Below are 26,130 nucleotides of genomic sequence, written 5' to 3' on the forward strand. Positions count from 1 at the left end.
GGCCGGGATTGATCTTCGTCATGGCGTGTCCGGACGCGCTGCCTAGAGTGGGAGTTCCAACACATCACTCTCGGAGATCCCATGAACATCGCCAGTCTGTGCCGCCGCGAAGTCGTCGCCGTTCCCGCTGCGGCCTCTCTCCCGCAAGTCGCGGCACGCATGTCGGAAGAGCACGTGGGCTCGGTGGTCGTCGTCTCGGGTGAGGACCCGCCCCGGGTCACGGGCATCCTCACCGATCGCGATCTCGCGCTCGACGTCGTCGGAAGAGGCCAGTCGGGCAGCAATCTGAGCGCGGGCGATCTCGCCAGGAAATCGCTCGTCGCAGTGCCTGGGAGCGCCAGCATCCAGGAAGCCACCGCGGCCATGGAGAAGTCGGGCGTGCGCCGGGTCCTCGTGGTCGACGAGGCGGGCCGCGTGGTCGGGCTCGTGGCCGCCGAGGACCTGATGGCAGCCATCGCGGATGAACTCGCGCAGCTCGCACGCGCCCTGCGGGGCGGGATCGAGCGCGAAAAGAATGAACGCAAGCCGACTTCCGCACCCGCCGGCCCGCGCCCGGTCTTCCCCGCCTTCGGGACCGGCGTGAAATGACGAGCCAGGGACGCCGCGCGCCTTGATCTTCCCCAGACGCGCCGTCGATGCGCGTCAAGCTTGCGATTTGCGATGGGCTACAGGGTCTGCTTGAGCGCCCGGCCGATCGCCCGTTCGAGATCGGCGCGGGTGTACGGTTTCGTCAGCACTTCCCATTCGTTGCGGTCGTCGAGCAGTTCGCGCGAATAGCCCGACATCAGGAGTATCGGAAGGCCAGGATGCCTGCGCCTTGCCCTGGCGGCCACTTCGGTGCCGCGCAGGCCGGGCCCGAGGAAGACGTCGGTCAGCAACAGGTCGACCGGGTGGTGCTCCAGCACCTGCAGCGCCTGCTGGCCGTCTGTGCAGGGCATCGCCTCCAGGCCCAGCGAGGTCAGGAACTGCCGCACCACATCGACGACTTCCGGGTCGTCCTCGACGAGCAGGACCTTCAGGCCCTTGGGGATGTTTGTTGCGGGTTGCGCGTCCTGCGCGTCGGCCCGAACGTCGTCGATCACGGCACGGGGCAAGTACAGAGTGACGGTGGTGCCGCGGCCTGGAGCGCTTTCGAGGGTTGCCGCGCCTCTCGATTGGCGTGCGAAGCCGTACACGGTGGACAAGCCCAGCCCCGTGCCGCGCCCGCTTTCCTTGGTGGTGAAGAAGGGTTCGAACGCCCGCTCCCGAACGGCTTCGGGCATGCCTTCGCCGGTGTCCGAGATGGCGATGGCGATGAAGCCTTCCCTGGTGGCCTCCGAGGCCTCGAGTTCCGGCGGCATCTTCTCGGCGAGCTGGCAGGTGAACCTCAGGGTGCCGCCCTTCGGCATCGCATCGCGTGCGTTGAGCGCTATGTTCAGGAGCGCGGATTCGAGCTGCATGGGATCGGCTGCGCACAGCAGGCCGACGGCGACGTCGAGTTCGATCGCGATGCGCTGGTCCAGCGTCCTGCGCAGCATGCCTGTCAGGGAGCGAAGGAGAACGCCGAGGTCCACCGCGGTGGGTTGCAGGACCTGGCGGCGCGAGAAGGCGAGGAGCTTGGCGGTGAGCTCGGCGCCGCGCTGCGTCGCGCGGATGGCGGCGTCGACCAGCGGCTGCACGAGCGGATCCGAGGTGCATGCGGGCACGTCTCGCAGGATCTGGAGATTGCCCGAGATCACCGTCAGGAGGTTGTTGAAGTCATGGGCGATGCCGCCGGTGAGCTGGCCGACCGATTCGAGGCGCTGCGCATGGTTCAACGCGTCCTCGCTGCTGGCACGCTGCAGGACCGTGGCCAGCATGCTCGACAGCGACTGGAGGAAGTTCAGCTCGTCCTCGCCGAAGGTGTAGCGGCTGCGCGAACGGACCGCCAGCACGCCCACCGTCCGGCCCCGGTCGGCCAGCGGCACCAGCAGCTTGCAGACGACCCCCGCCTCGCGATCACTGGGGGTCAGCTGGAATCTCGTCTCGCCGTGGCCGTCGCTGTCGCCCGCCACGGCGGCCCGGCCTTCGGTCAGCACGATTTCGAGCGCAGAGCCCGCTTCGATGGGGAGCCGCTGGCCGATCCTTTGCGCCGAATCCGGGCCGATGGCCGCGGCGACCCGGACGCTGAGCCCATCCGGTTCCAGCAGCCGGAGCTCGGCCATCTCCACATGCAGGGCATCGGCCGCGACGGCCGGCACCTCGGCCAGGAGCTTTTCCGATTCGCTGGCATCCACGGCGAGGCGCCCGAACCGGGCGAGGTGCTCCGCATAGCGCGCGCGCTGAAGCGCCTGCTTGACGCGCGGATATTCCGTGACGTTGCGGATGGCCGCCACGATGTAGGGCAGGCCATGGTCCTGCAGCGGGCTGAGGGCGATCTCGACCATCACCTCCCGCCCGTCGCGCCGCTTCGCGACCAGGTCCATCTGCGTGCCCATCGGGCGCGCGCGCGGATGGTCGGCGTAGGCATCCCGGTATGCGGCATGGCGCGGCCGGATGGCGTCGGGCACGAGGACATCGACGCAGAGGCCGAGCAACTGGTCGCGCTCATAGCCCAGAAGGGCGAGCGCGGCGGGATTGGCCAGGCGGATGATGCCCTGCAGATCGACCAGCAGGAGCGCATCCGGATAGGCCGCGAACAGGGACCGGAAGACCGTACCTTCGTCGAATTCGTGGGCTTCTCTCATGGGCGCGGAGGATCGTAGTCCCCTCTCGTCGGGACGACAACGGGAGCAGGCCTGATCCCGGGGGTGGCGGACCCGGGCGCGGTTTGCTTGATCTGCGTCATGCCGGACCTTGGCGCGCCACCTAGAGTGGCTGCGTGTCCGCTTCGATGTGGCGCCGCCGCATGAAACTCGATCCCTCGTCCACCGATGTGCATCCCGGCGACCTCGCCGCGCGTGCAGCCTCGCAGCCCGCGGCGCCGGCGTCGCCGCGAGCGCCGGAACCGGGTGTCCTCGCGAGGCTCCGGCGCGGTGCGCCGGCGGCGCTGGCCGCCCTGGCGCTGATCGCGGCGGGGCTCGTCTTCGGCCCGCGCCTTCTTTGGGGGCCGCGCGTGGCGGTCACGCCGGTGGTGCGTGGCGACTTCGTCCAGTCGGTGGTGGCGAGCGGCCATGTCGAGGCGCCTCACCGGGTGAACATCGGCGCGCAGCTCGCCGGCGAGGTGAGGGCGGTGCCGGTGCAAGAGGGGCAGGAGGTTGCAGCGGGGCAGCTGCTCATCCGGCTCGCCGATGCCGAATGGGTTGCGGCCGCTGCGCAGGCCGACGCGGCGGTGCAGCAGGCGCAAGCGCGCCTGAGGCTCGTTCGCGAAGTGCAGGAGCCGGTGGCCGCGCAGGCCCTGCGACAGGCCGAGATCGGCGCGGAGAACGCACGTGCACAGTGGCGCAGGAACGTGGCGCTGCGCGAGCAGGGCTTCATCGGCCAGGCCGCGCTGGACGACCTGAGGAAGACGATGGACCTCAGCGACGCCTTGGTGCGGTCGGCCCGCCGGCAGCTCGCCAGTGCGCAGCCCGGCGGCAGCGACCACGCCGTGGCGACGACGGCGCTGGCCGAAGCGCAGGCAGCGGCCGCGGTGGCGCATTCGCGCCTGAAGTACACGACCATCGAGGCGCCCGTGGCCGGTACGCTGATCGATCGTTCCGTGGAACCCGGCGATGTGGTGCAGCCGGGCAAGACGCTCATGGTGCTCTCGCCGGCCGGCGAAACGCAGCTGGTGGTGCAGATCGACGAGAAGAACCTGGCGCTGCTCGCGAGGGGCCAGCAGGCCATGGCATCGGCCGACGCCTACGCCGACCAGCACTTCGCCGCCGACCTGGCCTACATCAATCCCGGCGTGGACGTTCAACGCGGCTCGGTCGAGGTGAAGCTGAACGTTCCGAATCCGCCGGCCTATCTGCGCCAGGACATGACGGTGTCGGTGCAGATCCGCACGGCGTTCCGCAGCCAGGCCTTGCTTCTGGCGAGCGATGCGGTGCGCGATGCCGATCGCGGCCGGGCCTGGGTGCTCAAGGTCGATGGGCACCACGCCAGGCGCCAGGATGTGAAGCTCGGACTGCGTTCGGGCGGCCTTTGCGAGGTGCTCGAGGGCTTGCAGCCCGGTGACCTGGTTGTCCCGGCGTCGACACCCGGCATTGCCGAAGGCGCGCGACTGCAGCCCCGGATGCGCGCCGAGTCCGGCTCGTGAGGCCTGCAATGAATCGCGGCCTTCCGTTCGAATGGATCGTCGCATTGCGCTTTCTTCGGGAGGGACGCATGCAGACGGCCTTGATCATCGTCGGCATCGCGATCGGCGTCGCGGTGATCGTCTTCATGTCGGCACTCCTGGTCGCCTTGCAGGCGAACTTCATCCGGCGCGTCCTGACGGCGCAGTCGCACATCCAGCTCCTGCCGCCCAAGGAGATCGCGCGTGTGCTCCAACGGGGCAGCGCCGCGAGCGGCGTGCATGACGATGCCATCGTGCAGCCACCGCTGCAGCGGATCAGGTCGATCGACCAGTGGCAGTCGATCGCGGCGCAGATCCAGGCGATCCGGGGCGTCGTCCTGGTGTCGCCGGCCGCGAGCGGGTCGGCGCTCGTGGTGCGCGGCAATGCGAGTCGCGCGATCAACCTCGTCGGCGTCGATCCACAGGTGTACTTCCGCATCGTGGCCATTCCCGAGAAGATCGTGCACGGTTCGCCGCGCCTGACGAACACCGACATCCTGATCGGCGTCGACCTCGCCAGCGACCTGGGGGTCGGCGTGGGCGACAAGCTGCGCGTCTCGACCGCCGCCGGCAGCGACAACACGCTGACGGTGACGGGGCTGTTCGACCTCGGCAACAAGGGCGCCAACCAGCGCACCACCTACGTGGCTCTGCGCACGGCGCAAAGCCTGCTCGGCCTCGTCGGCGGTGTCTCCAGCATCGACGTGACCGTGCAGGACGTGTATGCCGCGGAAAACATCGCCCGCCAGATCACCGCTGCCACCGGCGTGGAGGCCGACAGCTGGATCGCGACCAATGCGCAGTTCTTCACCGCCGTACAGGCGCAGAAGACCTCGAACACCACGATCCGCTTCTTCGTCGGGCTCTCGGTGGCCTTCGGCATCGCCAGCGTGCTGGTGGTGTCGGTGGTGCAGAAGTCGCGCGAGATCGGCATCTTGCGTGCGATGGGCATTTCGCGCGGGCAGGTGCTGCGGGTCTTCCTGGTGCAGGGCGGCCTGCTGGGCCTCATGGGCTCGCTGGGCGGCTGCGCGATGGCGCTGGTGGCGCTGTGGCTCTGGCAGCGCTATGCGCGCAATCCGGACGGCACGCCCTTCTTCCCGGTGGAGATCGAGCCGGGCCTGTTCCTCGCTGCGATGCTGCTGGCGACCCTCACCGGCCTGGCCGCCGCCTTCGCGCCCGCGCTGCGAGCGGCGCGTCTCGATCCCGTGGTGGCGATCCGTGGCTGAGCCGGTCGTCAGGATGCGCGGTGTGCGCAAGGCCTTCAACGTCGGCCTGCCGATCGAGACCGAGGTGCTGCACGGCATCGACCTCGATGTGGTGCCCGGCGAGTTCTGCGCTGTCATGGGGCCGTCCGGTTCCGGCAAGAGCACGCTTCTGAACATCATCGGCCTGCTCGACCGGCCGACCGCCGGATCACTCTGCATCTGCGGCGAAGAAACCGTGGGCCTCGACGACCGTGCGATTACCCGCCTGCGCGGGCACAGCATCGGCTTCGTCTTCCAGTACCACAACCTGCTGACGGGCTTCACGGCGCTGGAGAACGTGATGATGCCGATGATCGGCAGCGCCGGCTTCATCGACCAGGGCATGGCCGCCCGGGCAAGCGAACTGCTGGACAGCGTGGGGCTTTCGAAGTGGCGCGGGAATCTGGCCACCAATCTCAGCGGCGGTCAGCAGCAGCGGGTGGCGGTGGCGCGCGCGCTGGCGATGAACCCGCGTCTGCTGTTGGCCGACGAGCCGACCGGCAATCTCGATACGAAGGCAGCGGATGCGGTGTTCGCGTTGCTGCACGAAGCCAATCGGAAGGAGGGAATGGCCGTCCTGTTCGTCACCCACAATGCGACGCTCGCCCAGCGATGCGACCGCATCGTGCAGGTCGTCGATGGGCGGCTGCTCAATCCCGCGTGACGAGGGAGATCAAGGCGTCGAACGCGAGCCAGAGCACCGCCGCACCCAGCAGGGCCAGCGTCGCGGCGAGCGTCCATGCGAAGGAGGCGGCGCCCCTGGCCGGTGCTGCCCGCGACGACGGCGGCGATGTGAGTTTCATGGTGTGCCCATCAAGCCTGGCCCGCGCCGCAGGTGCGGATGCCGAACAGCGAATAGGCCGGGCAACGCCCCGCCAGGCCGGTCAGCAGCGGCACGAGGCCGACGTAGCCCCACGCGCCCACCGTGCCGGCGGAGGCCAGTGCGATGAGCACCAGTCCCAAGGTGATGCGCAGCACGCGATCGAGGGTTCCGACATTGCGACTCATGGCGATGGCTCCTTCATGAATGATTGCCATGCGATCGTGCGCCGCGGCGGCGGTCGGAACATTGAGGGGGATCAATGTTCGATCGGCAGGCCGCCCGCGTTCATTCGAACGACAGCGCCCCGCTGGGCAGATGGACGCGGATGGGCTCGCCCTCGGCCGCGGTCTTCCTCTCGTCCGGCGACGCGGTCTCGGGCGCGCGCACCAGAAGGACCGGGACGGGTGCCGTCCGCAGGATGTTCTCGGCGCTGCTGCCGAGGAGCATCCGTTTTGCCCCGCGCCGGCCGTGGGTTCCCAACACGATGAGGTCGGCGGGCCAGGCCGCGGCTTCCTTCGTCACGATGTCGTGTACCGATCCGTCGAGGTTGTCGCGCAGCACGGTGTCCACGGAAATGTCGGCGGCCTCGACCTTCTGCAGGCACTCCTGCAGCAGCTTGCTGCCGTTCTCGCGCAGCACGCTCAGCCAGTCGCCGGCGTAGGCCGCATAGGCATCCGCCGCGAGCGCGAAAGACAGCTCGTCGACGATATGGATCAGCCGGATCCGGCCGTTGGTGAGCCGCGCCATCGCGATGGCCTGCTCGAGACCCTGCATCGATGTTGCGCTGCCGTCGACGGGAACGAGGATGTTCTGATACATGGAAGACTCCTTGCGAATGGTGTCCGGAAGAATCCAGTATCTGCAGCAGAAAGCCGCGCGGCTTGACGCTGCGCAAATCGCGAGCGACGTGTCGGACCGTCAGGCGTGCGCGGCTGTCTGCCGGAGGTGCACTTGCTTCGCCCCGGCATGGATGTGGGCGTCCGGCCGAAAGAACACGTTGCAGAAGCGATCGAGCTGGTCGTCGAATGCGTCGGAGAGCAAGCCGAGACCGCGCAGTTCGAGGTCGCTCCGGTCGAGCCGAGCGTCGATCGGGGTCTGTCTGGTGGGGTCCCGTGGTCCGTCGCCGGCCGTCGAACTCGTGCCGATGCCCATCCGTTGCAGGATCTCGATCCGGTCGGCCAGCAACGCGCGTTCGCAGTCGAGCATGTGGCGCCGGTCGGCTTCCTTCACGATCGATCGGAGCGCCTCGATGGCCAATTGGTCGACGAGGCGATCGACGATCTCCTTGCGCGACATCACCCGGGAGAGGGCCATGGCGTTCGTGACTTCGCCCAGAAAACCGACGCACCAGGCCAATGCCGTTCGCAGGCGCTCTTCATGTCCACGCGCGCGGCGGAGGCAGGGGTTGATGCGAAGCACGCGCATGACCAGTGCATCGAGTTCGTCGTCGCGCCGTTCGCTCTCGGCGCTGGTCTCGTGAAAGAGTCGGCTCAGGATCTGCATGTCAGGGCCTTGGTGGGAAAGACGTCCGTGCGGCTAGGGCATGAAAGCCATGTCGCGCACGTCCATCTGGAATGCCGCCCGGTCTGCGCTGCGCAGCGACAGGTTGACCAGCAATTCCAGCCGCCGCCGGAGAACATACAGCGTCTGGATCGACGCATGAGCGAGCGCTTCAGGGTCGGAGATCTCGGCGATGTCGGGCAGTGCCCACAGCGCGGAATTGGGCTGGCCCGGCCATCTTGGCTGCCTGGGCAGCGTGTCTTCGTCCAGGGTGATGACGAAATCCGCCTTGGGTGCGCCCAGGCTGGACAGGTCATTCCAACTCCGGCGCGGCTGCGATCGGAGGGAGATGTTCGCGCCCGCGAGGGCGTTGACGGCGGCGGGATGGACCTCGTGTGCAAGGCGGTGCGGATTGCCGCACGAATACGCGGCGAAGCGTTTTTCGCAGAGATGCGTCAAGCATGCCTCGGCCAGGACGCTTCGCAAGGAACATCGCTGCGACACGAAGAACACGACGAAGCGCTGCGGATTGACGCGGGTCATCCTCGCTCCCGTCGCGCTGCCGCCGATCGAACCCTGACCTTGCGCCATGGTCTTCATGGTCGTCACGCCGCTCGATGAGGACCTCGGCAGGGCTGATCGAGTGCCATCCATGCCGGGACCCGCACGGCCGCAGCGCGTCGTGCGAGCTTCATCTGCGCCTCACAAGGCCAACTTGTTGACCTTGGTGCCATCGAGGCTCAGGTTGGCCATCAGGCCCGCGTTGCTCAATGCGAATCCGATGACCGGCTGCTGCGCGGTCTGGGTGTCGATGCTGGCGGTTGCACCTGCCTTCGCCATGGTGACCGACGCATCGGCACCCGCTGTCCAGCCGCTGCTGGCGACGAATTTGTCCAGCGCCTGCTGCGTCATGAACAGCAGGAAGACGGCCTTCGAATCGGCGCCGGCGAGGAAGCCGACCGCTGCGCCGGTCGTGCTGTAGTAGCCGACCGACTTGCCGCCGACGCGCAATGCGCCTTGACCGTAGGAACCGCCGATGCCCAGGCCGGCGGACATCACGGATGGAAACACCAGCACGCCTTTCGCCTTGGTCGTCAGTTCACGCGAGCCGGGCACCTGGGCGTGGAGGTTGGTCAACGCCGAATCGACCGATACGTCGATGCTGCTGCGCTTGGACGCCGCATCGCCCGAATTGGAGGTGCTGGAACATGCGGCAGTGATCAGCCCCGAAAGGCCGAGTGCCAGGAATGAACGCTTGTCCATGACTTTCTCCTTCTTGTCCTTGCCGGAAGCTGTCGGTCCCATTGCATCGCGCCGCGACCCCGCAGGCGTTGACCCAGATCAACCGACTCGGCGATGAGCGGGGCCCTTGCGTGGCCCGAAGCCTTCAGGTCTCGACGATCGCCTCGATCCTTCCCGAGCGGATCGCCTTGAGGAAGGCGCGATAGTCCTTGCGGTTCTGCTGGCTGTATTCGGTTGCGAACTCGCCCACGGCGTCCTCGAAGGACTGGCCGGACCCCATGTATCCCGCGATGGCCGCCGGGTCGCCGGAGCGGGCATGCGCGCGCGCGAGGGCGCGCGCGCACATGCGTCCGTACAGGCGCAGGGTTCCCACGTCCCAGTCTTCGATGACGGCCGACATCTTCATGTCCCGCAGCTGCCGGATGTAGAAGTGGCGACCGTTCATTCCCTGCGTCCAGCCGAGAAACACGTCGCTTGCCGCCTGCATGAGGCGCTGGCCCGCGATCACGCGCTGTCCGTGGTTCGGATGCCGGCTCTTGCCGGCATAGGGCTCGAGCACGGAGGCCCGCGCTTCCTTCACCTGCAGGAACAGCGGATCCCCGTCCCCGGCGAGAAAGAGACAGACGGAACACATCGTGCCGACGCTTCCCACGCCCACCACCTTGACGGCGAGATCGACGAAATGGAACCGGTCGAAGAGCGTCTGGACGTGCTCAGGCAGGCTCTTGCGGTAACCGGCAATGGCATCCGTGTACCCGGACTCGAGGCCGGGCGCCTGCTCGAGGTTCGGGTGGTAGATCAGGGGCGGGTCGTCCTTGATGCGGGGGAGCGTTCCCTCCTCGGAGACCAGCTTCGGATAGAGGTGGTCGGCCACCGTCTTTCGCTGCTCGGTTTCGATTCGTTCCGCCAGGCGCTTGCGCGCATCGGCCACGACGTCCGGATCGCCCGCCCGGTCGGCGTACTTGCGCAAGTCGATCTTGTCGTACCAGATGTCCAGCGCACGCATCCCGGCGTAGTCGAACATCCGCTCGCGATACTCCTTGACGACGTCGGCAGCGACGCGCGCCGTGTCGCTGTTGGGGAACATCAGGTGTTCGGCCGCGATGACCACGCTGGCCGCGAGCCGCTTCAGGTCCCACTCGAACGGCGCGGGCAGTGTTTCGTCCAGGTCGTTCACGTCGAAGATGACGTTGCGCTCGGGCGTGGCGAAGCCTCCGAAGTTCATGAGGTGCGCATCGCCGCACGCCTGCACCCGCAGGCCGCTGACCGGCGTCGTGGCGAGGTCTGCCGCCATGAGCGCGGCCGTGCCCCGATAGAACGCGAAGGGAGACGCCGACATCCGGCCGAACCGGATCGGCACGAGTTCAGGAATACGGCCTTCGTTCGATCGAAGAAGGATTTCGAGGGGATCGCGGCGGTTCCGCGGTTCGGCCCATCCGGCGTGCGAGGCGCGAGGCACCTTGTCGCGCAGTTTCCGACCCTGGGCCGCTCGCTGATCGGCATTCATGTACTGGAGGGCGCCATGCGTTTCCTCGGCGCTCTGCGCCGGCTTTTCGGACTTGGTCTTCATTGCGACTCCTTCGGGATCGGGCCATCAGTCGAAGAAGGTTAGAGCCCCGCGCGGCGCATAAGTTGATTTGAATCAAACCGGGAAGGGCGCTGCGTGGGGAAGCTTGCTCGGGCGCAAGCCCTGCGCCGAAATGCGGCACATCATCCGCAGCATCCGCAGTCCGCCGAGGTGCAAGATGAAATTCAGCCGAAGCACGTTGAGCACGGTCGTTACCGTCGTTGCCGGGCTGGTGCTGCTGGCCGCGCTGCCATCCGCGGTCGTCGACACTTTCGAGACCGGGCGCATCTACCTGTTCTCCCACCAGTTCCTGGACGATCTTCCCCAGCGGTTCACCGGACCGGGGCGGATGCGCTTCATCCTGCAGCCGGCGGTTGCCGTCTTCCTCGGAATTCGCGGAGGACGGATCGACGCGCAGACCGGACGTTTGCCCTACCTGTATGCGCTGCTGACGGGGGCGGATGACCGCAAGGCGCTTCTGAAGAGCGGGCTGGCCGCAGTGCGCGATCTGGTGGCCATGTCGATCGTGTTCGACGTGATCGCGCAGTTCCTGATCTACGGCAGGGTCTATCCCGGCGCCGCCGTGGTCCTGGGCCCGGTCCTGATCTGCCTGCCGTATGCGATGGCGCGCGCGCTCAGCCTGCGGGCGATGAGGCTTCTCCGATAGCGGGCGCGCGCCGGGGCCTCAGTACTTTTCGGGGATGACCTTGAAGGAATAGTGGGACTCGTGATAGTCGCCGCGCTTCTGCCGCTTGGGCAGAACGATCTTCTCGTGCGGCAGATCCTTGTAGGGCACCTGTTCGAGGATGTGGCTGATGATGTTCAGACGCACCTTCTTCTTGACGTCCGATGGCGCGACGTACCAGGGCGCGAAGCCCGTATCGGTCGCGGCGAACATCGCGTCGCGGGCGCGCGAGTAGTCGTACCAGCGGCTGTACGACTTCAGGTCCATCGGCGAGAGCTTCCAGGTCTTGCGCCCGTCCTTCACGCGCGATTGCAGCCGGCGCGTCTGCTCTTCAGGGGTCACTTCGAGCCAGTACTTGAGGAGGATCACGCCGGAGGCGACGATGGCCCGTTCCACCAGCGGCGTCATCTCGAGAAAGCCTTCGACCTGCTCCTCGGTGCAAAAGCCCATCACGCGCTCCACGCCCGCGCGGTTGTACCAGCTGCGGTCGAAGATGACGACCTCGCCGGCGGCCGGCAGGTGCGGCAGATAGCGCTGGATGTACATCTGGGACTTCTCCCGTTCGGTCGGCGCGGGCAACGCAACGACGCGGAAGACGCGCGGGCTCACGCGCTCTGTCAGCGCCTTGATCGTTCCGCCCTTGCCGGCGCCGTCGCGTCCTTCGAAGACGATGCAGACCTTCAGGCCCTTGCGAATGACCCATTCCTGCATCTTCACGAGTTCGACGTGCAGCTTGCGCAGGGCCTTCTCGTAGTCCTTGTTCGAGATCTGCTCGCGCTTGCCGTCCTTGGCCGTGGCGTCCGGAGCTGGCTTGGCCGGCTGTGCGACCTGCGGCGCGGCGGCTTCGTCGGAAGTGTCGGTCTTTCGCGTCGTCTTCATGTGGGGCTCCTCTCACGAAGCCGTCGAACTGCCGCCGAGCCTGCTGCCCATGCGCTGGCGCAGCTTGTCGCGAATGGCGCCGATGAGTTCTTCCGTCTCGACCGGGCCGAGCTTCTCGTAGACCTTGTCGCGCATGATGAATCCCAGCATCAGCATGTCGCGCAGCTTCTTGAACGCCCGGGGGTTGTCGTGGCCGCACACCGATTCGTTGTTCTGCAGCACGGCTTCGATCACACCGGGGTCCAGCAATTTCACGTCGCAGATCGCGGCTTCGCGCACGATCTCGTGCATGACGTCGTCGATCTGGTGGGTCCAGGTCTTCAGGTCATCGAGCTTTTCGGTCATGGCGTCTCCATTGTTGTGAAACAGTCGTTCGATTGCAGCGCTCGGCCGGCCGGTGCGGATTGATCCAGATCAATCGGCAACGAGGTGGCCCGTCCTAGCATCGATCGACACCGCAATTGGACGGGACCATGCGCATGACGACTTTGAAGTGGGCGGCCGTCCTCGCCGCCTGGCTGCTGGCGGCAACCGCTGCCTGGGGTGCCGTGGGAAATGACGCAGTGCAGCAGGACGAAGCGGCGACGCTGCGCATCATGAATCGCGAGATCGTCACGATGCGTGCGCGTATCGCGGGCATGACGCCGCAGGCGCGGGTGCGGCGCGCCCGCGAGCGGATCCAGGCGCTGCCGGACGAGGCCATCGCCTTGCCGATCAACACCGTGCGGTTCCAGTCCGGCGATGCGCGCGGCGTGCAGTTCCTCCTTGGCGATCTCCCGCTGTTCTCCGTGGTGGAGGGCGATGCGGAACCCGAGTCCAAGCAGGATCTCGACGCGCTCGTCGAACAGACGCGGTCACGCATGGAACAAGTCCATGTTGCGTGGGTACAGATGCGCAGCAGGCCCGTTCTGCTTCGCGGGGTGGCGCGGGCGATCGGCGCAACCTTGCTCTTCTGCATCCTGGTCTGGGGAGCCCACCGGGGCATGACCCGGATCGTGGGGTTCATGGAAGAAAGGCGCGATGTCCTGGCGGCCCGCTTCTCCTACGTGGACTGGCGCGAATTCCTGGCGCGGCTCGTCGTCGGCGTTCTGCAGGTGCTTCAGTGGCTCGTCGTGCTCGCGCTCACTTATTCCTGGGCGCACTTCGTGCTGGCCAGCTTCGTTGCCACGGCGCCCATCGCGAATGACCTGGGCGACTGGCTTCTTCTGAAGCTTTCGTGGCTGGCCGAAGGCGTGTTGGAAAGCCTGCCGGGGCTTGCCACGGTTCTGATCGTGCTCGCGTTGACGCGCGCGATCGTCGATCTGCTCGGCTATCTGTTCGATGCGCTGCAGCAGGGACGCCTGCGCCTGCCGCTGTTCCATCCCGAAACGGTGGGCGCCACCCGTCGCATCTTCACGCTCTTCGCGTGGTGTGTGGGCATCGCGGTGGCCTATCCGTTTCTGCCCGGCGCGAGCAGCGACGTGTTCAAGGGACTGTCGGTGCTGTTCGGCCTGATGGTCACGCTGGGGTCGACCGGGCTGGTGACCCAACTCATGAGCGGCATGGTCGTCGTCTACTCGCGTTCGCTTCACAAGGGCGACTTCGTCGACATCAATGGAGTGCAGGGTGTCGTCACCGAGGTGTCCGCACTCGCAACCAAGATCACCAACGTGCGAAACGACGAGATCACGATCCCCAACTCGGTGGTGATCGCCAGTCCCATTCACAACTATTCCAAGCTCGCCGGCACCCACGGCACGCTCCTCAGCACCAAAGTGACCATCGGCTACGACGCGCCCTGGCGCCAGGTGCACGCGCTGCTGATCGAAGCGGCGAGCCGGACAGCCGGCGTGCGCCCGACCCCGGCGCCCTACGTCTACCAGCGCGCGCTGTCGGACTTCTACGTGGAGTACGAGCTGTTCGCCAGCATCGAAAAGCCGGCGGACCGCATCCCGGTCCTGTCGGCCCTGCACGCGAGCATCCAGGATGCCTTCAACGAGCACGGCGTTCAGATCATGTCGCCGCACTTCCTGGGCCAGCCGGAGCATTCGGTGGTGGTGCCGAAGGCCCAGTGGTATGCAGCACCGGCGTCACCTGTGTCGCCGGTTCCTGCAGCTCGGCAGGGCTAGTGCCTGGCGTTTGGGTTGCCGAATGAAAAGATGCTGCACGCCTGTCCTGGCGCTCGTCGGCGCCGCTGGCCTCTTCCTCTCGATGGCCGCACTGGGTGCGGCGCCTGCATCTCCCCGTGAGCTGGTGGCGCTCTACAGCCGCCAGGTGGACCGCGCGCTCCCGGTGCCCGGTGACGAAGTGAGGCGCTACCAGACGCTTGCCGAGACGGCACTGCGCGGCGCGGAAGCGGACCTGTCCGGCGCGCAGTACCTGCTCGTGGTCGATCGCGACCCCAAGGTGCAGGCCGTGCTGCTCTTCTGGCGCTCGGCGGTCGGCGAGTACCGCTTCATCGGCGCATCGCCGGTGTCCACGGGGCGCCCCGGAACCTTCGATCATTTCGAGACGCCCGCGGGCGTGTTCGAGCATTCGCCTTCCAATCCGGACTTTCGCGCCGAGGGCACCTTCAACAGCAACGGGATCCGCGGCTATGGCCGCAAGGGCATGCGTGTCTACGACCTGGGCTGGCAACGCGCGCCGAAGGGCTGGGGCGATCGCGCGACGATCGACATGCGGCTGCAGATGCACGCCACGGAGCCCGATTCGCTCGAACATCGCCTTGGCAGCGCGCAGTCCAAGGGATGTGTCCGCATTCCCGCCACGCTCAACACCTTGCTGGACCATTACGGGGTGCTGGACGCCGAGTACGAGCGGCTTGCGGCCGAAGGCGAAGTCCTGTGGGTCTTGAAGGAGGACCGCGAAACGGTGGCAGACCCGGGGCGCTACGTCGTCATCGTGGACAGCGGCCGGAGCCGGCGGCCGCCGTGGTCCGTACCGCGGCCAGCGCCGAAAGGGCGCGCGGACAGGGCGGCTCGACCTTGAAGGGACGCGGAGACGGCGCTCCGCCGCGCGGCGACGGGGGCCCGATGGTCCGATTTCATTCGTTCCCGATCGCGCCCGTGGCTTCCGTCAGGGACGGACGACGCACCGCGACATACACCAGCCGGCGATCGCGCATCACCAGCAGCGCGACGTTTCGACCGGGAAGGACCTTCGCCACTGCGCGCCGGTAGTCGTCGACGTGGTCCAGCCGCGTGTTGTTGAGGGCCACGACGACGTCCCCGGGGCGCAGGCCCTCGCTGCGCGCGGCGCCCACGGCCTCGCGGACCATCAGGCCGCCGTCGATGCCGAACTGGTTGCGCTGCGTTGCCGGCAATTCGCCGAGCGTGAGGCCCAACCCGTCGCCCCATTCATCGACGCTGTCCGGCCGCAGGACGCTCTCCCGGGCCACGCTTTCCGAGAGCACGACCTGGATCGGAACCTGTCCGCCTTCACGCCATACGTCCAGGACATGGCGGCTGCGGGGTGGCTGCGTGGCGATTCGCTGCAGGAGGTCCGTGAAGCGGGCGACCTGCGCCCCGTCGAATGCGGTCACGACGTCGCCGCGTTTCAGGCCGGCGGCCTGCGCGGGACCGCGCGCGTCCACGCGCACGACGAGCGCGCCCGCGGCGTCGGACAGCCCGAAGGCCTGCGCCAGCGCCGGCGTGACTTCCTGGAACTCCGCGCCGATGCGTGCGCGGCGCACGTGGCCGGTCGCGTTGAGTTCCGTGGCGACCTGCATGGCGGCATTGATCGGCACCGAGAAGGACAACCCCATGTAGCCGCCGCTGCCGCTGTAGATCAGCGAGTTGATGGCGACGACTTCGCCGCGGCTGTTGAACAGGGGGCTGCCCGAGCTGCCCGGATTGATGGCGACATCGGTCTGGATGTAGGGCACGCCGGCGGCGCCGATGAACCGGTCGACGGCGCTCACGACGCCTGCCGTCACGCTGCCGTGAAAGCCGAAGGGTGCGCCGATGGCGGCAACCCAGTCGCCGGGCGAGAGCGTGGAGGAGTCGCCGATCGGCGCAGGGGTGAGGCCCTTCGCATCGATCCTCAGCAAGCCCACGTCGGTGGGGCGGTCGATGCCGACCACCCGGGCGAAGTAGACGCGTCCGTCATCCAGCCGGACGCGGATCTCGTCGACGTTGGCGACGACGTGGGCGGCGGTGAGGATCAGGCCGTCGCTGCTCAGCGTCACGCCGGAAGCCAGGTCACGGATCTGGCTGATGCGGGCACTGGCCGCCAGCGGCCGCGCGAGCTGGTCCGAAAAGTCCATCTCGGGTTCGAACTCGATTTCAACGTCGTCACTGGCCGCATCCCGGGCCTGGCGCCCGATCGCCAGCGTGCTGATGTCCACCACGCTCGTGCGGCGGCTGGCCACCAGCGACGCGAACGCGGGTGCAGGCGGCACGGCGTACTCCGCCGCGGCGGGGGTGCTGGCGAACTGGACGGGCGCGCGCGGGCTTTGGGATGCGCAGGCGCCCAGCAGGCAACTCAGGGCAAGGAGCGCCAGGCGAAAACGGAAGCGGGCAGCGGCGTGCATGTCGACGGGAGGGACCTCGATGGTCGTTCGATGGTCAGGGGCCAGGACGCCGGCAGCCTTGCGCTGCATCAAGGCGTCGCGTCGAACCCGGGCGCAGACTGCTTCGATGACGAAAGCCCTGAAGGTGACTGCCATGCAAACCCCGAAATCCATCCTGCTCCATCTCGACGGTTCCCCGCGCGCCTCGGTGCGCATCGGGCTCGCACGCGCGTTGGCGGACACCTTCGAAGCGGAGGTGACGGGACTGCCGTGCGCGATGACGGCCCTGATGCGCTATCCCTTCGCATTGACGACCGCGCCCGAAGCCATCTCCATGATGAAAGCGCTCGACAAGGATTGCCGGGACAGGGCACTCACGCTCTTCGAGGATGCCGCCGGCGGCTCGCCGCGCATGCATTGGGAAGAGCCGAGGGGCGACGAGCCTTGGGCCTTTTCCCGGCGGGCGCTGTATGCGGATCTGCTGGTGCTGGGCCAACGCAATGAAGAGGATTCAGCCGCCGCCGACCTGCCGCCGGACTTCATTTCCAGTGTGCTTGTCGAATGTGGCAAGCCCGCGTTGATCGTGCCGTACGCAGGGACAGTGAAGGAAGTCGGGCAAACCGTGCTCATCGCCTGGAAGGAGACGCGCGAGTCCGCTCGCGCTGTGACAGCCGCGCTGCCGTGGCTCGCGACTGCGCGCGCCGTGCATGTGGTCGGGTACGGCGATGCGGCCGATGCTTCACTGCGCAGCCTGCAGATCTATCTCCGGGCCCAGGGGGTCGAGGCCTCGGTACGGGTGGGCGGGGCGGACGACAGTGAGGTCGGTGAGCGCCTGTTGTCGCTCGCGGCGGACGTGGGTGCAGATCTCTTGGTGATGGGCTGCTACGGTCACAGCCGCGCACGCGAATGGGTGGTCGGCGGGGCGACGCGGTCGATTCTCCGATCGATGACCTTGCCCGTGCTGATGGCGCATTGATCTCCTGAGAGCGAGTCGCATGCGATCGCCAGTCGCATGGTGTGACGAGCTCAACCGTCGAGGGGCACGCCACCACCGAACCGGGCGGTCCAGCTGTCCCAGGCATCCTGGTAGAGGCCGATGAAGGTTTGCGTCATCGCTCCCCAGGCATGGAGCTGCGCCTGCTGGAGCTTTCCTGCCGAATCCTGAAACAGGTGTTGCCACCCGAGTGCGGCGAGCAGGAAGGCGTCTTGGGGACGCGCCTTGGGCGATACAGGTTGATTCACGGGGAGCCTCTTCGCTAGGGAAATGTTCAATGCGCCATGAGGACTGGCACGGTCATGTGTTCCAGGATGCCGCGCGTCATGCCGCCGAGAACCAGTTCGCGTACGCGCGAGTGGCCATAGCCGCCCATGACGAGAAAGTCGCCTTGCAGGTCGCAGATGCGCGACAGCAACGCATCCGACATCGGCACGTCGCAGACCAGGCGATCGATCGTCGCCGCGACGCCGTGCCGGTCGAGCCAGCCCGAGAGATGCAGTTGCAGAAGCGGATTGGCGCGCTCATCCTCGTTCTTCCCGGCGAGTTGCAGCAGCGTGACCTGGTCTGCGCGCCTGAGCAGCGGAAGGGCGGCATCCAGCGCGAGTGCCGCTTCGCGCGAGCGGTTCCACGCGACCACGATGCGGCGCGGGCTTGCCTTGAACTCGCCCGCGTACGGCACCACCAGCACCGGTCGTCCAAGGCCGAGCATCACTTCGCCCACGAGGCCGTGGGACGGCGTGTCCGTCCGTCCGCCGCCGCCCTCCTGCCCGAGCAGCACGAGATCGCTGGTCCGTCCATGATCGATCAGGGCGTCCGTGGCCAGCCCGTCCACCTGCCGCAACTCGAAGGAGACGGATGGCCACGCTTCCATGCGGGTACGGAAAACGTCGGCGACGCTGTCCGCGCGGCGCTTGAGATAGGCGGCCGATTCGGCGATGTAGTCGCTGGCGCCCGTGTCGATCATGCCGGCCGGGATCGAACCCTCGTAGAGCCCTGTGGGAAGCAGGCCGACCAGGTGCGCACCGTGCTCGTTCGCCAGTGCCCCGGCGAAGGCGATGCGCGCCGCGGTACGGCCGCTGTTGTCGAGATGGACCAGGATCGTCTTGTAGCTCACGGCCGTCCTTTCGAGTAGGTACGCGAGAGATTCATGCTAGGCGCGACGGCGCAGTTGCCTGTTGATCTGCGTCAATGCCTCCGCTGGCGCCTCGCGGGGGGTGAGGTCGACTGTCACGCTGCCATTTGATCCAGCACAAGCCGATGCACACCCGCGGCTCCTACATTGACTGCAGCGAGGGACTTCGCGCCTCGCATGCTTCAAGCGAAAGGAGCCTCATGAAGTCCGATGTCAAGATCCGAAGCGATGTGTTGGCCGAACTCGACTACGACCCTGCGGTCACGTCGACCGACGTCGGCGTCACCGTGAAGGAGGGGGTGGTGACGCTCTCGGGCCCGGTCACGAGCTACGCAGAGAAGCGAGCGATCGAACGGGCAGTCCAGCGGGTGCATGGCGTACGCGCCGTCGCAGTGGAGATGAGCGTCCGGATGCCCACCGGCCACGAGCGTGTCGACACCGACCTCGCGAGCGCGGCCGAGCGTGCGCTTCAATGGCATGTGCTGGTGCCGGACGGCAAGATTCGTCCGCTGGTGGAGAACGGCTGGATCACGCTCGAAGGCGAGGTCGAATGGGCCTATCAAAGCCACGCCGCGGAGACGGCCGTGCAGTCTTTGGTGGGCGTGGTCGGCGTCACGAACCGGATTGCGGTGCGCCCTCGATTCAGTCCGGCCGACATCCAGCGGAACATCGAGCAGGCGCTTCTGCGTCAAGCCCATCGCGAGTCGCAACACATCGACATCGCCGTGGACAACGCCGTGGTCACGCTGTCCGGAAAGGTGCATTCGTGGGCCGAGCGGACGGCGGCGCAGGGTGCCGCGATGGCCGCTCCGGGCGTCGGACGCGTCATCAACCATCTGCTGGTGGAAAGCTGAACGGAGTCGGGGCATGTCACCAATCACATCCGAAGACCGCGATGCGCTGCGCAGGCAGCTTGAAGTCCTGAAGCAGCGCACGCTGGAGGAACTCCGGCGGCGCACCGATCCGGCGGACACGATTCCGGAGCGGGTCTCGTACGAGCATGAGGTCCACAACAACGCCGAAGACGCGGAGGAGGAGCGAAGCGAGGACTTGCGCTTCGCCGAGATCGACATCGATCGTCAGCGTCTGCGGGACATCGAGGAAGCCCTGCGACGAATGGCAGCGGCGAGCTACGGCGTGTGCATCGATTGCGGGGAAGACATTCCCCGCAATCGGCTCATGGCGTACCCGACGGCCCTGCGCTGCAGCGCGTGCCAGACCGCCAGCGAAAACATGCGTCACGGCTGAACGGCAACTGAATGGCCCGGTTGATCTGACTGCACGCGCAGGGGGGTGATAGCGCGGTTGATGAGTGTGGAATGTGCCCTTAGGATGGGTGCGTGAACACGGTCGCAGCCCAACATCTCGCCATTCTGGACGACGAGACAGAGATCACCCGAATGCTGGCCGTCTACCTGACGGCCCAGGGCTATCGCGTCAGCGCTTTGCATTCGGGCTCGGAACTGATGGATCTGATGCGTCGCGATGCACCGGCCCTGCTGCTGCTCGACCTCGGTCTGCCAGGGGAGGACGGGTTCGCCATTGCGCGCGCCGTGCGTGAGCACTGGCACTGCGGCCTCATCATCGTGACGGGGCGCGGCGACGCGATCGACAAGGTGGTGGGCCTGGAGGTGGGCGCCGACGACTACGTCACCAAGCCTTTCGACCTGCGCGAGCTGCTGGCGCGGATCAAGGCCGTCTTGCGGCGTGTTGCGCCCGTGTCGCCGGTCGCCACTCCCATCGCTGCCCCGGCGCCGGCTCGCGATGGAGAGCTACTGCGCTTTGCAGATTGGGAACTGGACCTGGCCGCGCGGCGCCTGCTCGATCCCGGCGGCATCGAGGTCACGCTGACGACCGGCGAATTCGAGCTGCTGACCGTGCTGGCGAACCACCCCAACCGGGTGCTGACGCGCGACTTCCTTCTCGAATCCACGCGCGGCCGGGAGGCGGGCCCCTTCGACAGGACGATCGACGTGCAGATAGGGCGTCTGCGCCGAAAGCTCGAAGCGGACCCGGCCAACCCGCAGATCATCAAGTCGGTACGCGGGGCGGGTTACATCCTCGTCCCGAAAGTCGAAGCCGGCTGACTCGTCAGGGCGCGCCGCCGAACAGCATGCCCACGCCCGCCGTCACCGCCATGGCCAAGGTGCCCCACAGGGTCACGCGCAATGCGCTCTTGGCCACGGGCGTGCCGCCAATGCTGGCGGCGATGGCGCCGAGCAAGGCCAGGAAGAGGACGGCGCTGACCACGGTCCATTGCAGCAATGAGTGAGGGGGCGCCAGCGCGACGACTGCAAGCGGCATGGCGGCACCGGCGGCAAAGCTCACGGCCGATGCCATGGCCGCCTGGAGCGGGCGGGCGCTGAGTGCCTCCGAAATGCCCAGTTCATCGCGCGCATGGGCACCGAGCGCGTCATGCGCCATGAGTTGCGTGGCGACCTGCTGGGCCAGTCCGTGGTCGAGACCACGGCGCACGTAGATCGCGGTCAGCTCCCGATGCTCCGCCTCGGAATCCGTCGCCAGTTCGTGACGCTCGCGCTCCAGATCCGCCTTCTCGGTGTCGGCCTGCGAGTAGACCGAGACGAATTCGCCGGCGGCCATGGACATGGCGCCCGCGACGAGGCCGGCCACCGCGGTCGTCATGATGTTGGCGTGACTGGCCTGCGCCGCCGCGACGCCCGCCACCAGGCTGGCGGTGGAAATGATGCCGTCGTTCGCGCCGAGTACGGCGGCGCGCAGCCAGCCGATGTGTTCGGTGCGGTGGCGCTCGGAATGTGCGCGGAAATGGTGTGTTTTCATCGGGTTTCGTTGGGTGACCAGTTCTGGCTGGGAGCTTTGCCGCCAGGTCCAGGTCCGTGAGTCCCGGGGCGTGCTCCTCATAATGTCGGGTTCAATTCTGAACGGACCCTGCATGCGCGTGACAGACATCCCCCGCGCGCTCGAGTCGAACCGTACCTGACATGCCCCTTGAGAACGACAGCGACGAGCGCCGGTCGAGCGAGCCGGGCAGCGCCCTGGAGGTGCTGGCCACATTCCTGAAACTCGGCCTGACCTCGTTCGGCGGGCCGGTTGCGCACCTGGGCTATTTCCGGGCCGAGATCGTCGAGCGGCGTCGATGGCTGGACGAGCGCAGCTACTCGGACCTGGTGGCGCTTTGCCAGTTCCTGCCCGGGCCGGCCAGCAGCCAGGTGGGCTTGGCGATCGGCCTCATGCGTGCCGGCTGGCGCGGCGCAGTGGCCGCCTGGTGCGGCTTCACGCTGCCATCCGCCATCGCGCTGATCGTGTTCGCGTATGGCATCCAGCATTGGGCGGCGCTCGCAGCCAGCGGTGCCGTGCACGGCCTGAAGGTCGCCGCCGTCGCCGTGGTGGCGCAGGCGGTCTGGGGAATGGCGAGGAGCCTGTGTCCGGATCGCGCGCGGGCCGCCATCGCCGTCATTGCGGCGCTCGTGGTGCTGGTGCTGCCGACCTCGCTGTCGCAGGTCATCGCCATCGCCGTCGCGGGCCTGGTGGGCTGGCGGATGCTCGAGTTGCCGGCGCAGCAGCCGGTGGCGCATCGGCGCTACGGTGTCTCCAAGACGGCGGGCACCATCGCCCTGACCTTGTTCTTCGGCCTGCTCGCAGGCCTGCCACTCGTGGCCACGGCGACCCAGTCGCTGTCGTGGACGGTGATCGAAGGCTTCTACCGCGCGGGTGCGCTCGTGTTCGGCGGCGGCCACGTGGTGCTGCCGTTGTTGCAGGCGACGGTCGTTCCGGCAGGCGTGGTCACGAACGAGCAATTTCTTGCCGGCTACGGTGCTGCGCAGGCCGTGCCCGGCCCGTTGTTCACGTTTGCAGCCTATCTGGGTGCCGTGATGCAGGGGCCCCTGTCGGGCTGGACAGGAGGGCTCGCGCTGCTGCTGGTGATCTTCGTGCCGGCATTCCTGCTGGTGATCGGGGCCATGCCTTTCTGGGACGGCTTGCGACAACGCGAAGGCGTGCAGTCGGCGATGGCAGGGGTGAATGCGGCCGTGGTCGGAATCCTGCTGGCTGCGTTGTACGACCCCGTCTGGACGAGCGCGATCCACACCCGGGCGGATTTCGCGACGGCACTGGCGGCATTCGCGCTGCTCGTCTACGCCCGCGTGTCGCCCTTGATCGTGGTGTTTCTGGCCGCCGGAGTCGGTTGGGCTTTTCTCGGCTGAGTCGATCCGGGGGTCGACGGACGGCCCGGAGGCACCGGTGTGCGAGCGAAAGGTGATCCGATCGCGCCTGCGCCGCGTATTGAGCGCCAATGACCACGAACACCGCCATGGCGATCGGCTGGGTCGAGCGCGGCATCGTGCCCGACGGGGTGACCCGTGCAGGCATCCGAAAGCTCCTGAAGTCGCGCCTTGCAGACCTGCATAGCGGCCGCGCGTCCGAGGATGCGGAGCGTTCGCAGCGCTTCGTGGAGGACATGCGTACCGCTGCGATCGCCATGTCCCCCGAGAAGGCCAACGAACAGCACTACGAACTGCCGCCCGAGTTCTTCGCAGCCGTGTTGGGACCGCACCGCAAGTACAGTTGCGCCTACTGGCCCGACGGCGTCACGGAGTTGGCAGACGCCGAAGCAGCCGCACTGAGGATCACCTGCGAGCGCGCCGGCCTGCGAGACGGACAGTCGGTGCTGGAACTTGGCAGTGGCTGGGGCTCGCTCACGCTGTGGATGGCAAAGTGGTATCCGCGCAGCCGCATCACGGCACTGTCCAACTCGCACCCGCAGCGGCTGTACATCGAGGCGGAGGCGAAGCGTCGGGGCCTGGCCAATGTGCGCGTCGTCACGTGCGACATGAACGACTTCGACACCGGCGATCGATTCGACCGCATCGTGTCGGTCGAGATGTTCGAGCACCTGCGCAACTGGCCGCGAGCCTTCGCGAACGTGGCGCGCTGGCTCCGGCCGGAGGGGCTGTTCTTCATGCACGTCTTCGTGCACCGCACGGTGCCGTACGCGTTCGTCGATGCGGACGCGAGCGACTGGATGAGCCGCCATTTCTTCTCGGGCGGCATGATGCCGAGCGACGATCTTGCACTGTACTGCCAGGACGATCTGCGCCTGATGAGACGCTGGCGCTGGGACGGCACGCACTACCGGCGCACGGCGCAAGCGTGGCTGTCCCGCATGGACGCCGGCCGACGGACACTCGATCCGTTGTTCGACGCCATCTATGGGGCAGATGCGCGGGTGTGGTGCGTGCGGTGGCGCGTCTTCTTCATGTCGGTGGCCGAACTGTTCGGCTATGACGATGGGCAACGGTGGTGGGTCGGCCACTACCTGTTCGGAAAGCGAGCGTGAAGGCGCCCGGACTCAAGCTGCGCGTTGCGGCCGGCGGTGGCGGCCGAACGCCCACGCGTGCGGCGGTGCTCGCGAACCTCGCCATGTTCCAGGCCACCTGGTTCGCCGCGGTGTTCGGTGCCGCCTATTGCATTCCGCTCTGGAGCGTGTTTTGCGTCGCGTGTGCGGTGCTGTGGCATCTGGGGCTCGCCGAAAGCCCGGCGCGCGAGGCGCGGCTGGTCGCGGCGGTCACCTTCGTCGGCTTCATCGTGGAGACGGCGAACGGCGCGTTCGGCTATGTGGCTTTCCCCTCGTGCGATGGCGCAGCCGGCTGGTTGCCGCCGTACTGGCTCGTGGCCATGTGGGCGCTTTTCTCGATCTGTCTGAACGTTTCGCTGCGATGGCTGCGGGGCCGTTGGCTTCTGGCCTGCGCATTCGGCGCCTTCGGCGGGCCGGTGTCCTTCGCGGCGGGTGCGCGGCTCGGCGCCGCCCAATTCGTCGAGACGGTGCCGGGCCTGCTCTTGATCGCCACGACCTGGGCGTGGGCGATGCCGGTGCTGGTGTGGCTCTCGATGCAATTCGACGGCGTCAGCCGCCAGGAGGGCGAGGCATGAACGACGCCTTGCTGCGGCCGGCGGCGTGGGGCTTGGCGCTATGCCTGGCGCTGGGGTTGGTGACATGGGTCGTCAGTCTGGGCCGCGCGGACGCCAGCCTCGCGGACCGCATCTGGCCCTTCGCCATTGGCGGGGCGGGGTTGGTGCAGATGGCGCTCGTCCCGGCATCCCGGGGGACGCGGGTGCTCGTGATGGCATTGCTTGGCATCGTCTGGGCGGCGCGGCTTGGCATCTTTCTCACCGTCCGCAACTGGGGTCATGGGGAGGACCGGCGGTATCGCGCGCTGCGCGAACGCAATGCGCCGGGTTTCGGCTTGAAGAGCCTCTATCTTGTGTTCGGGCTTCAGGCCGTTCTTGCATGGGTGGTGTCCGCGCCGTTCCTGGCGGGGGCGATGGGCGAAGCGCCTTGGCGCTGGATCGACTCGGCAGGCGCGGCGCTCACCGTCTTCGGCATCGTTTTCGAGTCCATCGGCGACGCGCAGCTTGCGCGCTTCAAGGCCGATGCCGCACATCGCGGGAAGGTGATGGATCGCGGCCTCTGGCGATTCACGCGGCACCCCAACTATTTCGGCGAGGCCTGTGTCTGGTGGGGTCTGTGGCTGATGGCGATCGCGGGCGCCGGATGGGCTGGCGCGTGGAGTGTCGTGTCGCCGCTCGTGATGACGGTGCTGTTGCTCAAGGTGTCGGGCGTCACGATGCTGGAACAGGGGATGGCCGAGCGGCGCCCCGCGTACCGCGACTACATCGCCCGCACCAACGCATTCTTGCCGGGGCGGCCGCGCAGGAGAGCGATGTGATCGGCGTTCGCGACAAAGCCCTTGGCCTCGCGTTCGCTTCGGCCTGTGCGCTCGGCAGCGCCCATGCCGCCGAATGGCGCTTCCGGGTGTTGCTCGACGGCGTGGCGATCGGCGAGCATCGTTTCAGCGTCACCCGCGCCGAGGGCGAGCGGCAGGTGGTGACCGAAGCCGACTTCGTGGTCAAGTTCCTGGGGATCCCCGTCTACCGCTACCGGCACCAGGCTTCGGAGTCGTGGCGCGGCGACTGCGTCACGCAACTCGCGGCATTCACCGATGACGATGGCAAGGTGTCCCGGGTGCGCGCGCGTGCGGCCGACGACGGCCGGCTCGACGTCAGCGTCAATGGCGCCTCGCGCTCGCTTCCCGGCTGCACGATGACCTTCGCCTACTGGAATCCGGCCCTGCGGCAGCAGACGCTGCTGCTGAACCCGCAAAGCGGCGCGCCGGAGCGTGTGCGAGTCCACCGGCTCGGTGATGCTGCGCTGGACGTGCGCGGCGAGCCTGTCGTGGCGCAGCACTGGCGCATCGAGGGTCCGGCCGCGCCGCTGGACGTGTGGTACTCGGCGCAGGGCGATTGGATCGGGCTCGACGCCACCGTCGCCGGCGGCCGCAGACTGAGCTATCGACTGCAATGAGCCATCGGACGGCT

The 26,130-nt window shown here is 67.4% G+C and carries 30 protein-coding genes; 16 read left to right on the plus strand and 14 right to left on the minus strand.

The window, feature by feature from the left end:
* Nucleotides 1-81 precede the first annotated feature (81 nt).
* Complete coding sequence (locus WKW77_RS19080) at nucleotides 82-588, plus strand: CBS domain-containing protein (protein ID WP_340358443.1); 507 nt, start codon at nucleotides 82-84, stop codon at nucleotides 586-588.
* 77 nt (nucleotides 589-665) lie between these two features.
* Here WKW77_RS19080 and WKW77_RS19085 read toward each other — a convergent pair whose 3' ends face one another.
* Nucleotides 666-2,705: a PAS domain S-box protein gene (locus WKW77_RS19085; RefSeq protein WP_340358444.1), complete on the minus strand. Its 2,040-nt coding sequence runs from the start codon at nucleotides 2,703-2,705 to the stop codon at nucleotides 666-668.
* Between the two features lie 161 nt (nucleotides 2,706-2,866).
* Between WKW77_RS19085 and WKW77_RS19090 the strand changes: the two genes are divergently transcribed.
* From WKW77_RS19090 to WKW77_RS19100, 3 genes are all read left to right on the plus strand, one after another.
* Nucleotides 2,867-4,201 (plus strand): efflux RND transporter periplasmic adaptor subunit, encoded by a 1,335-nt coding sequence (locus WKW77_RS19090; protein ID WP_340358445.1) that lies wholly within the window; start codon nucleotides 2,867-2,869, stop codon nucleotides 4,199-4,201.
* A gap of 68 nt (nucleotides 4,202-4,269) precedes the next feature.
* Entirely contained in the window at nucleotides 4,270-5,445 is a 1,176-nt protein-coding gene (locus WKW77_RS19095; RefSeq protein WP_340358446.1) for an ABC transporter permease, read from the plus strand.
* 13 nt (nucleotides 5,446-5,458) lie between these two features.
* Nucleotides 5,459-6,127 carry an ABC transporter ATP-binding protein gene (locus WKW77_RS19100; RefSeq protein ID WP_340358665.1) on the plus strand — a complete coding sequence of 223 codons (669 nt, stop codon included), beginning with the start codon at nucleotides 5,459-5,461 and terminating at the stop codon, nucleotides 6,125-6,127.
* Here WKW77_RS19100 and WKW77_RS19105 read toward each other — a convergent pair.
* The 7 genes from WKW77_RS19105 to WKW77_RS19135 all read right to left on the minus strand — a co-directional run bounded on the left by WKW77_RS19105 (nucleotide 6,114) and on the right by WKW77_RS19135 (nucleotide 10,598).
* Nucleotides 6,114-6,266: a hypothetical protein gene (locus WKW77_RS19105; protein WP_340358447.1), complete on the minus strand. Its 153-nt coding sequence runs from the start codon at nucleotides 6,264-6,266 to the stop codon at nucleotides 6,114-6,116. The genes WKW77_RS19100 and WKW77_RS19105 overlap by 14 nt on opposite strands.
* Nucleotides 6,267-6,276: 10 nt before the next feature.
* Nucleotides 6,277-6,471 carry a YgaP family membrane protein gene (locus WKW77_RS19110; protein ID WP_340358448.1) on the minus strand — a complete coding sequence of 65 codons (195 nt, stop codon included), beginning with the start codon at nucleotides 6,469-6,471 and terminating at the stop codon, nucleotides 6,277-6,279.
* Nucleotides 6,472-6,571: 100 nt separating this feature from the next.
* Nucleotides 6,572-7,105 (minus strand): universal stress protein, encoded by a 534-nt coding sequence (locus WKW77_RS19115; protein WP_340358449.1) that lies wholly within the window; start codon nucleotides 7,103-7,105, stop codon nucleotides 6,572-6,574.
* A 99-nt stretch (nucleotides 7,106-7,204) separates the two neighbouring features.
* Nucleotides 7,205-7,789 carry a hypothetical protein gene (locus WKW77_RS19120; RefSeq protein WP_340358450.1) on the minus strand — a complete coding sequence of 195 codons (585 nt, stop codon included), beginning with the start codon at nucleotides 7,787-7,789 and terminating at the stop codon, nucleotides 7,205-7,207.
* A 33-nt stretch (nucleotides 7,790-7,822) separates the two neighbouring features.
* Entirely contained in the window at nucleotides 7,823-8,386 is a 564-nt protein-coding gene (locus WKW77_RS19125; RefSeq protein ID WP_340358451.1) for an arsenate reductase/protein-tyrosine-phosphatase family protein, read from the minus strand.
* Nucleotides 8,387-8,488: 102 nt separating this feature from the next.
* Nucleotides 8,489-9,049, minus strand: coding sequence for a BPSL1445 family SYLF domain-containing lipoprotein (locus WKW77_RS19130; protein ID WP_340358452.1), 561 nt, complete (start codon nucleotides 9,047-9,049; stop codon nucleotides 8,489-8,491).
* Nucleotides 9,050-9,173: 124 nt separating this feature from the next.
* The gene (locus WKW77_RS19135) at nucleotides 9,174-10,598 is read right to left on the minus strand and encodes a DUF2252 domain-containing protein (RefSeq protein ID WP_422823231.1); all 1,425 of its coding nucleotides are present in this window, start codon (nucleotides 10,596-10,598) and stop codon (nucleotides 9,174-9,176) included.
* A gap of 175 nt (nucleotides 10,599-10,773) precedes the next feature.
* On the opposite strand from WKW77_RS19135, the gene WKW77_RS19140 reads away from it, so the two are divergent.
* The gene (locus tag WKW77_RS19140; RefSeq protein WP_340358453.1) at nucleotides 10,774-11,262 is read left to right on the plus strand and encodes a hypothetical protein; all 489 of its coding nucleotides are present in this window, start codon (nucleotides 10,774-10,776) and stop codon (nucleotides 11,260-11,262) included.
* 18 nt (nucleotides 11,263-11,280) lie between these two features.
* Here WKW77_RS19140 and ppk2 read toward each other — a convergent pair whose 3' ends face one another.
* Complete coding sequence (gene ppk2 / locus WKW77_RS19145; RefSeq protein ID WP_340358454.1) at nucleotides 11,281-12,159, minus strand: polyphosphate kinase 2; 879 nt, start codon at nucleotides 12,157-12,159, stop codon at nucleotides 11,281-11,283.
* A gap of 12 nt (nucleotides 12,160-12,171) precedes the next feature.
* On the minus strand, nucleotides 12,172-12,504 hold the full coding sequence (locus WKW77_RS19150; RefSeq protein ID WP_340358455.1) for a hypothetical protein: 333 nt from the start codon (nucleotides 12,502-12,504) through the stop codon (nucleotides 12,172-12,174).
* 134 nt (nucleotides 12,505-12,638) lie between these two features.
* Between WKW77_RS19150 and WKW77_RS19155 the strand changes: the two genes are divergently transcribed.
* Together WKW77_RS19155 and WKW77_RS19160 are read left to right on the plus strand one after the other, a co-directional pair.
* A complete protein-coding gene (locus WKW77_RS19155) occupies nucleotides 12,639-14,267 on the plus strand; it encodes a mechanosensitive ion channel family protein (RefSeq protein WP_340358456.1) in 1,629 nt (542 codons plus the stop codon).
* A gap of 22 nt (nucleotides 14,268-14,289) precedes the next feature.
* Nucleotides 14,290-15,126, plus strand: a complete 837-nt coding sequence (locus WKW77_RS19160) for a L,D-transpeptidase (RefSeq protein WP_340358457.1) — start codon at nucleotides 14,290-14,292, stop codon at nucleotides 15,124-15,126.
* 55 nt (nucleotides 15,127-15,181) lie between these two features.
* On the opposite strand, the gene WKW77_RS19165 is transcribed toward WKW77_RS19160, so the two are convergent.
* Nucleotides 15,182-16,804, minus strand: a complete 1,623-nt coding sequence (locus tag WKW77_RS19165) for a trypsin-like peptidase domain-containing protein (protein WP_340358458.1) — start codon at nucleotides 16,802-16,804, stop codon at nucleotides 15,182-15,184.
* Between WKW77_RS19165 and WKW77_RS19170 the strand changes: the two genes are divergently transcribed.
* The gene (locus tag WKW77_RS19170; RefSeq protein WP_340358459.1) at nucleotides 16,803-17,624 is read left to right on the plus strand and encodes a universal stress protein; all 822 of its coding nucleotides are present in this window, start codon (nucleotides 16,803-16,805) and stop codon (nucleotides 17,622-17,624) included. The two genes, WKW77_RS19165 and WKW77_RS19170, sit on opposite strands and share 2 nt — an antisense overlap.
* 50 nt (nucleotides 17,625-17,674) lie before the next feature.
* Here the strand turns inward: WKW77_RS19170 and WKW77_RS19175 are convergent, their stop codons facing one another.
* Nucleotides 17,675-17,890 (minus strand): hypothetical protein, encoded by a 216-nt coding sequence (locus WKW77_RS19175; protein WP_340358460.1) that lies wholly within the window; start codon nucleotides 17,888-17,890, stop codon nucleotides 17,675-17,677.
* Nucleotides 17,891-17,916: 26 nt separating this feature from the next.
* A complete protein-coding gene (locus tag WKW77_RS19180; protein WP_340358461.1) occupies nucleotides 17,917-18,759 on the minus strand; it encodes a universal stress protein in 843 nt (280 codons plus the stop codon).
* 218 nt (nucleotides 18,760-18,977) lie between these two features.
* Here WKW77_RS19180 and WKW77_RS19185 point away from each other — a divergent pair, with 218 nt between their 5' ends.
* From WKW77_RS19185 to WKW77_RS19195, 3 genes are all read left to right on the plus strand, one after another.
* Nucleotides 18,978-19,631: a BON domain-containing protein gene (locus WKW77_RS19185; RefSeq protein WP_340358462.1), complete on the plus strand. Its 654-nt coding sequence runs from the start codon at nucleotides 18,978-18,980 to the stop codon at nucleotides 19,629-19,631.
* 13 nt (nucleotides 19,632-19,644) lie between these two features.
* Nucleotides 19,645-20,025 (plus strand): TraR/DksA family transcriptional regulator, encoded by a 381-nt coding sequence (locus WKW77_RS19190; protein ID WP_340358463.1) that lies wholly within the window; start codon nucleotides 19,645-19,647, stop codon nucleotides 20,023-20,025.
* Between the two features lie 92 nt (nucleotides 20,026-20,117).
* Nucleotides 20,118-20,864, plus strand: coding sequence for a winged helix-turn-helix domain-containing protein (locus tag WKW77_RS19195; protein ID WP_340358464.1), 747 nt, complete (start codon nucleotides 20,118-20,120; stop codon nucleotides 20,862-20,864).
* A gap of 4 nt (nucleotides 20,865-20,868) precedes the next feature.
* Here the strand turns inward: WKW77_RS19195 and WKW77_RS19200 are convergent, their stop codons facing one another.
* Nucleotides 20,869-21,576 carry a VIT1/CCC1 transporter family protein gene (locus WKW77_RS19200; RefSeq protein WP_340358465.1) on the minus strand — a complete coding sequence of 236 codons (708 nt, stop codon included), beginning with the start codon at nucleotides 21,574-21,576 and terminating at the stop codon, nucleotides 20,869-20,871.
* Between the two features lie 161 nt (nucleotides 21,577-21,737).
* On the opposite strand from WKW77_RS19200, the gene chrA reads away from it, so the two are divergent.
* From chrA to WKW77_RS19225, 5 genes are all read left to right on the plus strand, one after another.
* Nucleotides 21,738-22,958, plus strand: a complete 1,221-nt coding sequence (gene chrA, locus WKW77_RS19205; protein WP_340358466.1) for a chromate efflux transporter — start codon at nucleotides 21,738-21,740, stop codon at nucleotides 22,956-22,958.
* An 89-nt stretch (nucleotides 22,959-23,047) separates the two neighbouring features.
* Nucleotides 23,048-24,091, plus strand: a complete 1,044-nt coding sequence (locus WKW77_RS19210; RefSeq protein WP_340358467.1) for an SAM-dependent methyltransferase — start codon at nucleotides 23,048-23,050, stop codon at nucleotides 24,089-24,091.
* Nucleotides 24,088-24,684, plus strand: coding sequence for a DUF2878 domain-containing protein (locus WKW77_RS19215; RefSeq protein ID WP_340358468.1), 597 nt, complete (start codon nucleotides 24,088-24,090; stop codon nucleotides 24,682-24,684). Before WKW77_RS19210 ends, WKW77_RS19215 begins: the two co-directional genes overlap by 4 nt.
* Complete coding sequence (locus WKW77_RS19220) at nucleotides 24,681-25,481, plus strand: DUF1295 domain-containing protein (protein ID WP_340358469.1); 801 nt, start codon at nucleotides 24,681-24,683, stop codon at nucleotides 25,479-25,481. The genes WKW77_RS19215 and WKW77_RS19220 overlap by 4 nt, the downstream gene beginning before the upstream one ends.
* Entirely contained in the window at nucleotides 25,478-26,116 is a 639-nt protein-coding gene (locus WKW77_RS19225) for a DUF6134 family protein (protein ID WP_340358470.1), read from the plus strand. The genes WKW77_RS19220 and WKW77_RS19225 overlap by 4 nt, the downstream gene beginning before the upstream one ends.
* Nucleotides 26,117-26,130: the final 14 nt, after the last annotated feature.

Source organism: Variovorax ureilyticus, from assembly GCF_037889935.1.
Classification (GTDB): Bacteria; Pseudomonadota; Gammaproteobacteria; order Burkholderiales; family Burkholderiaceae_C; genus Variovorax; species Variovorax ureilyticus.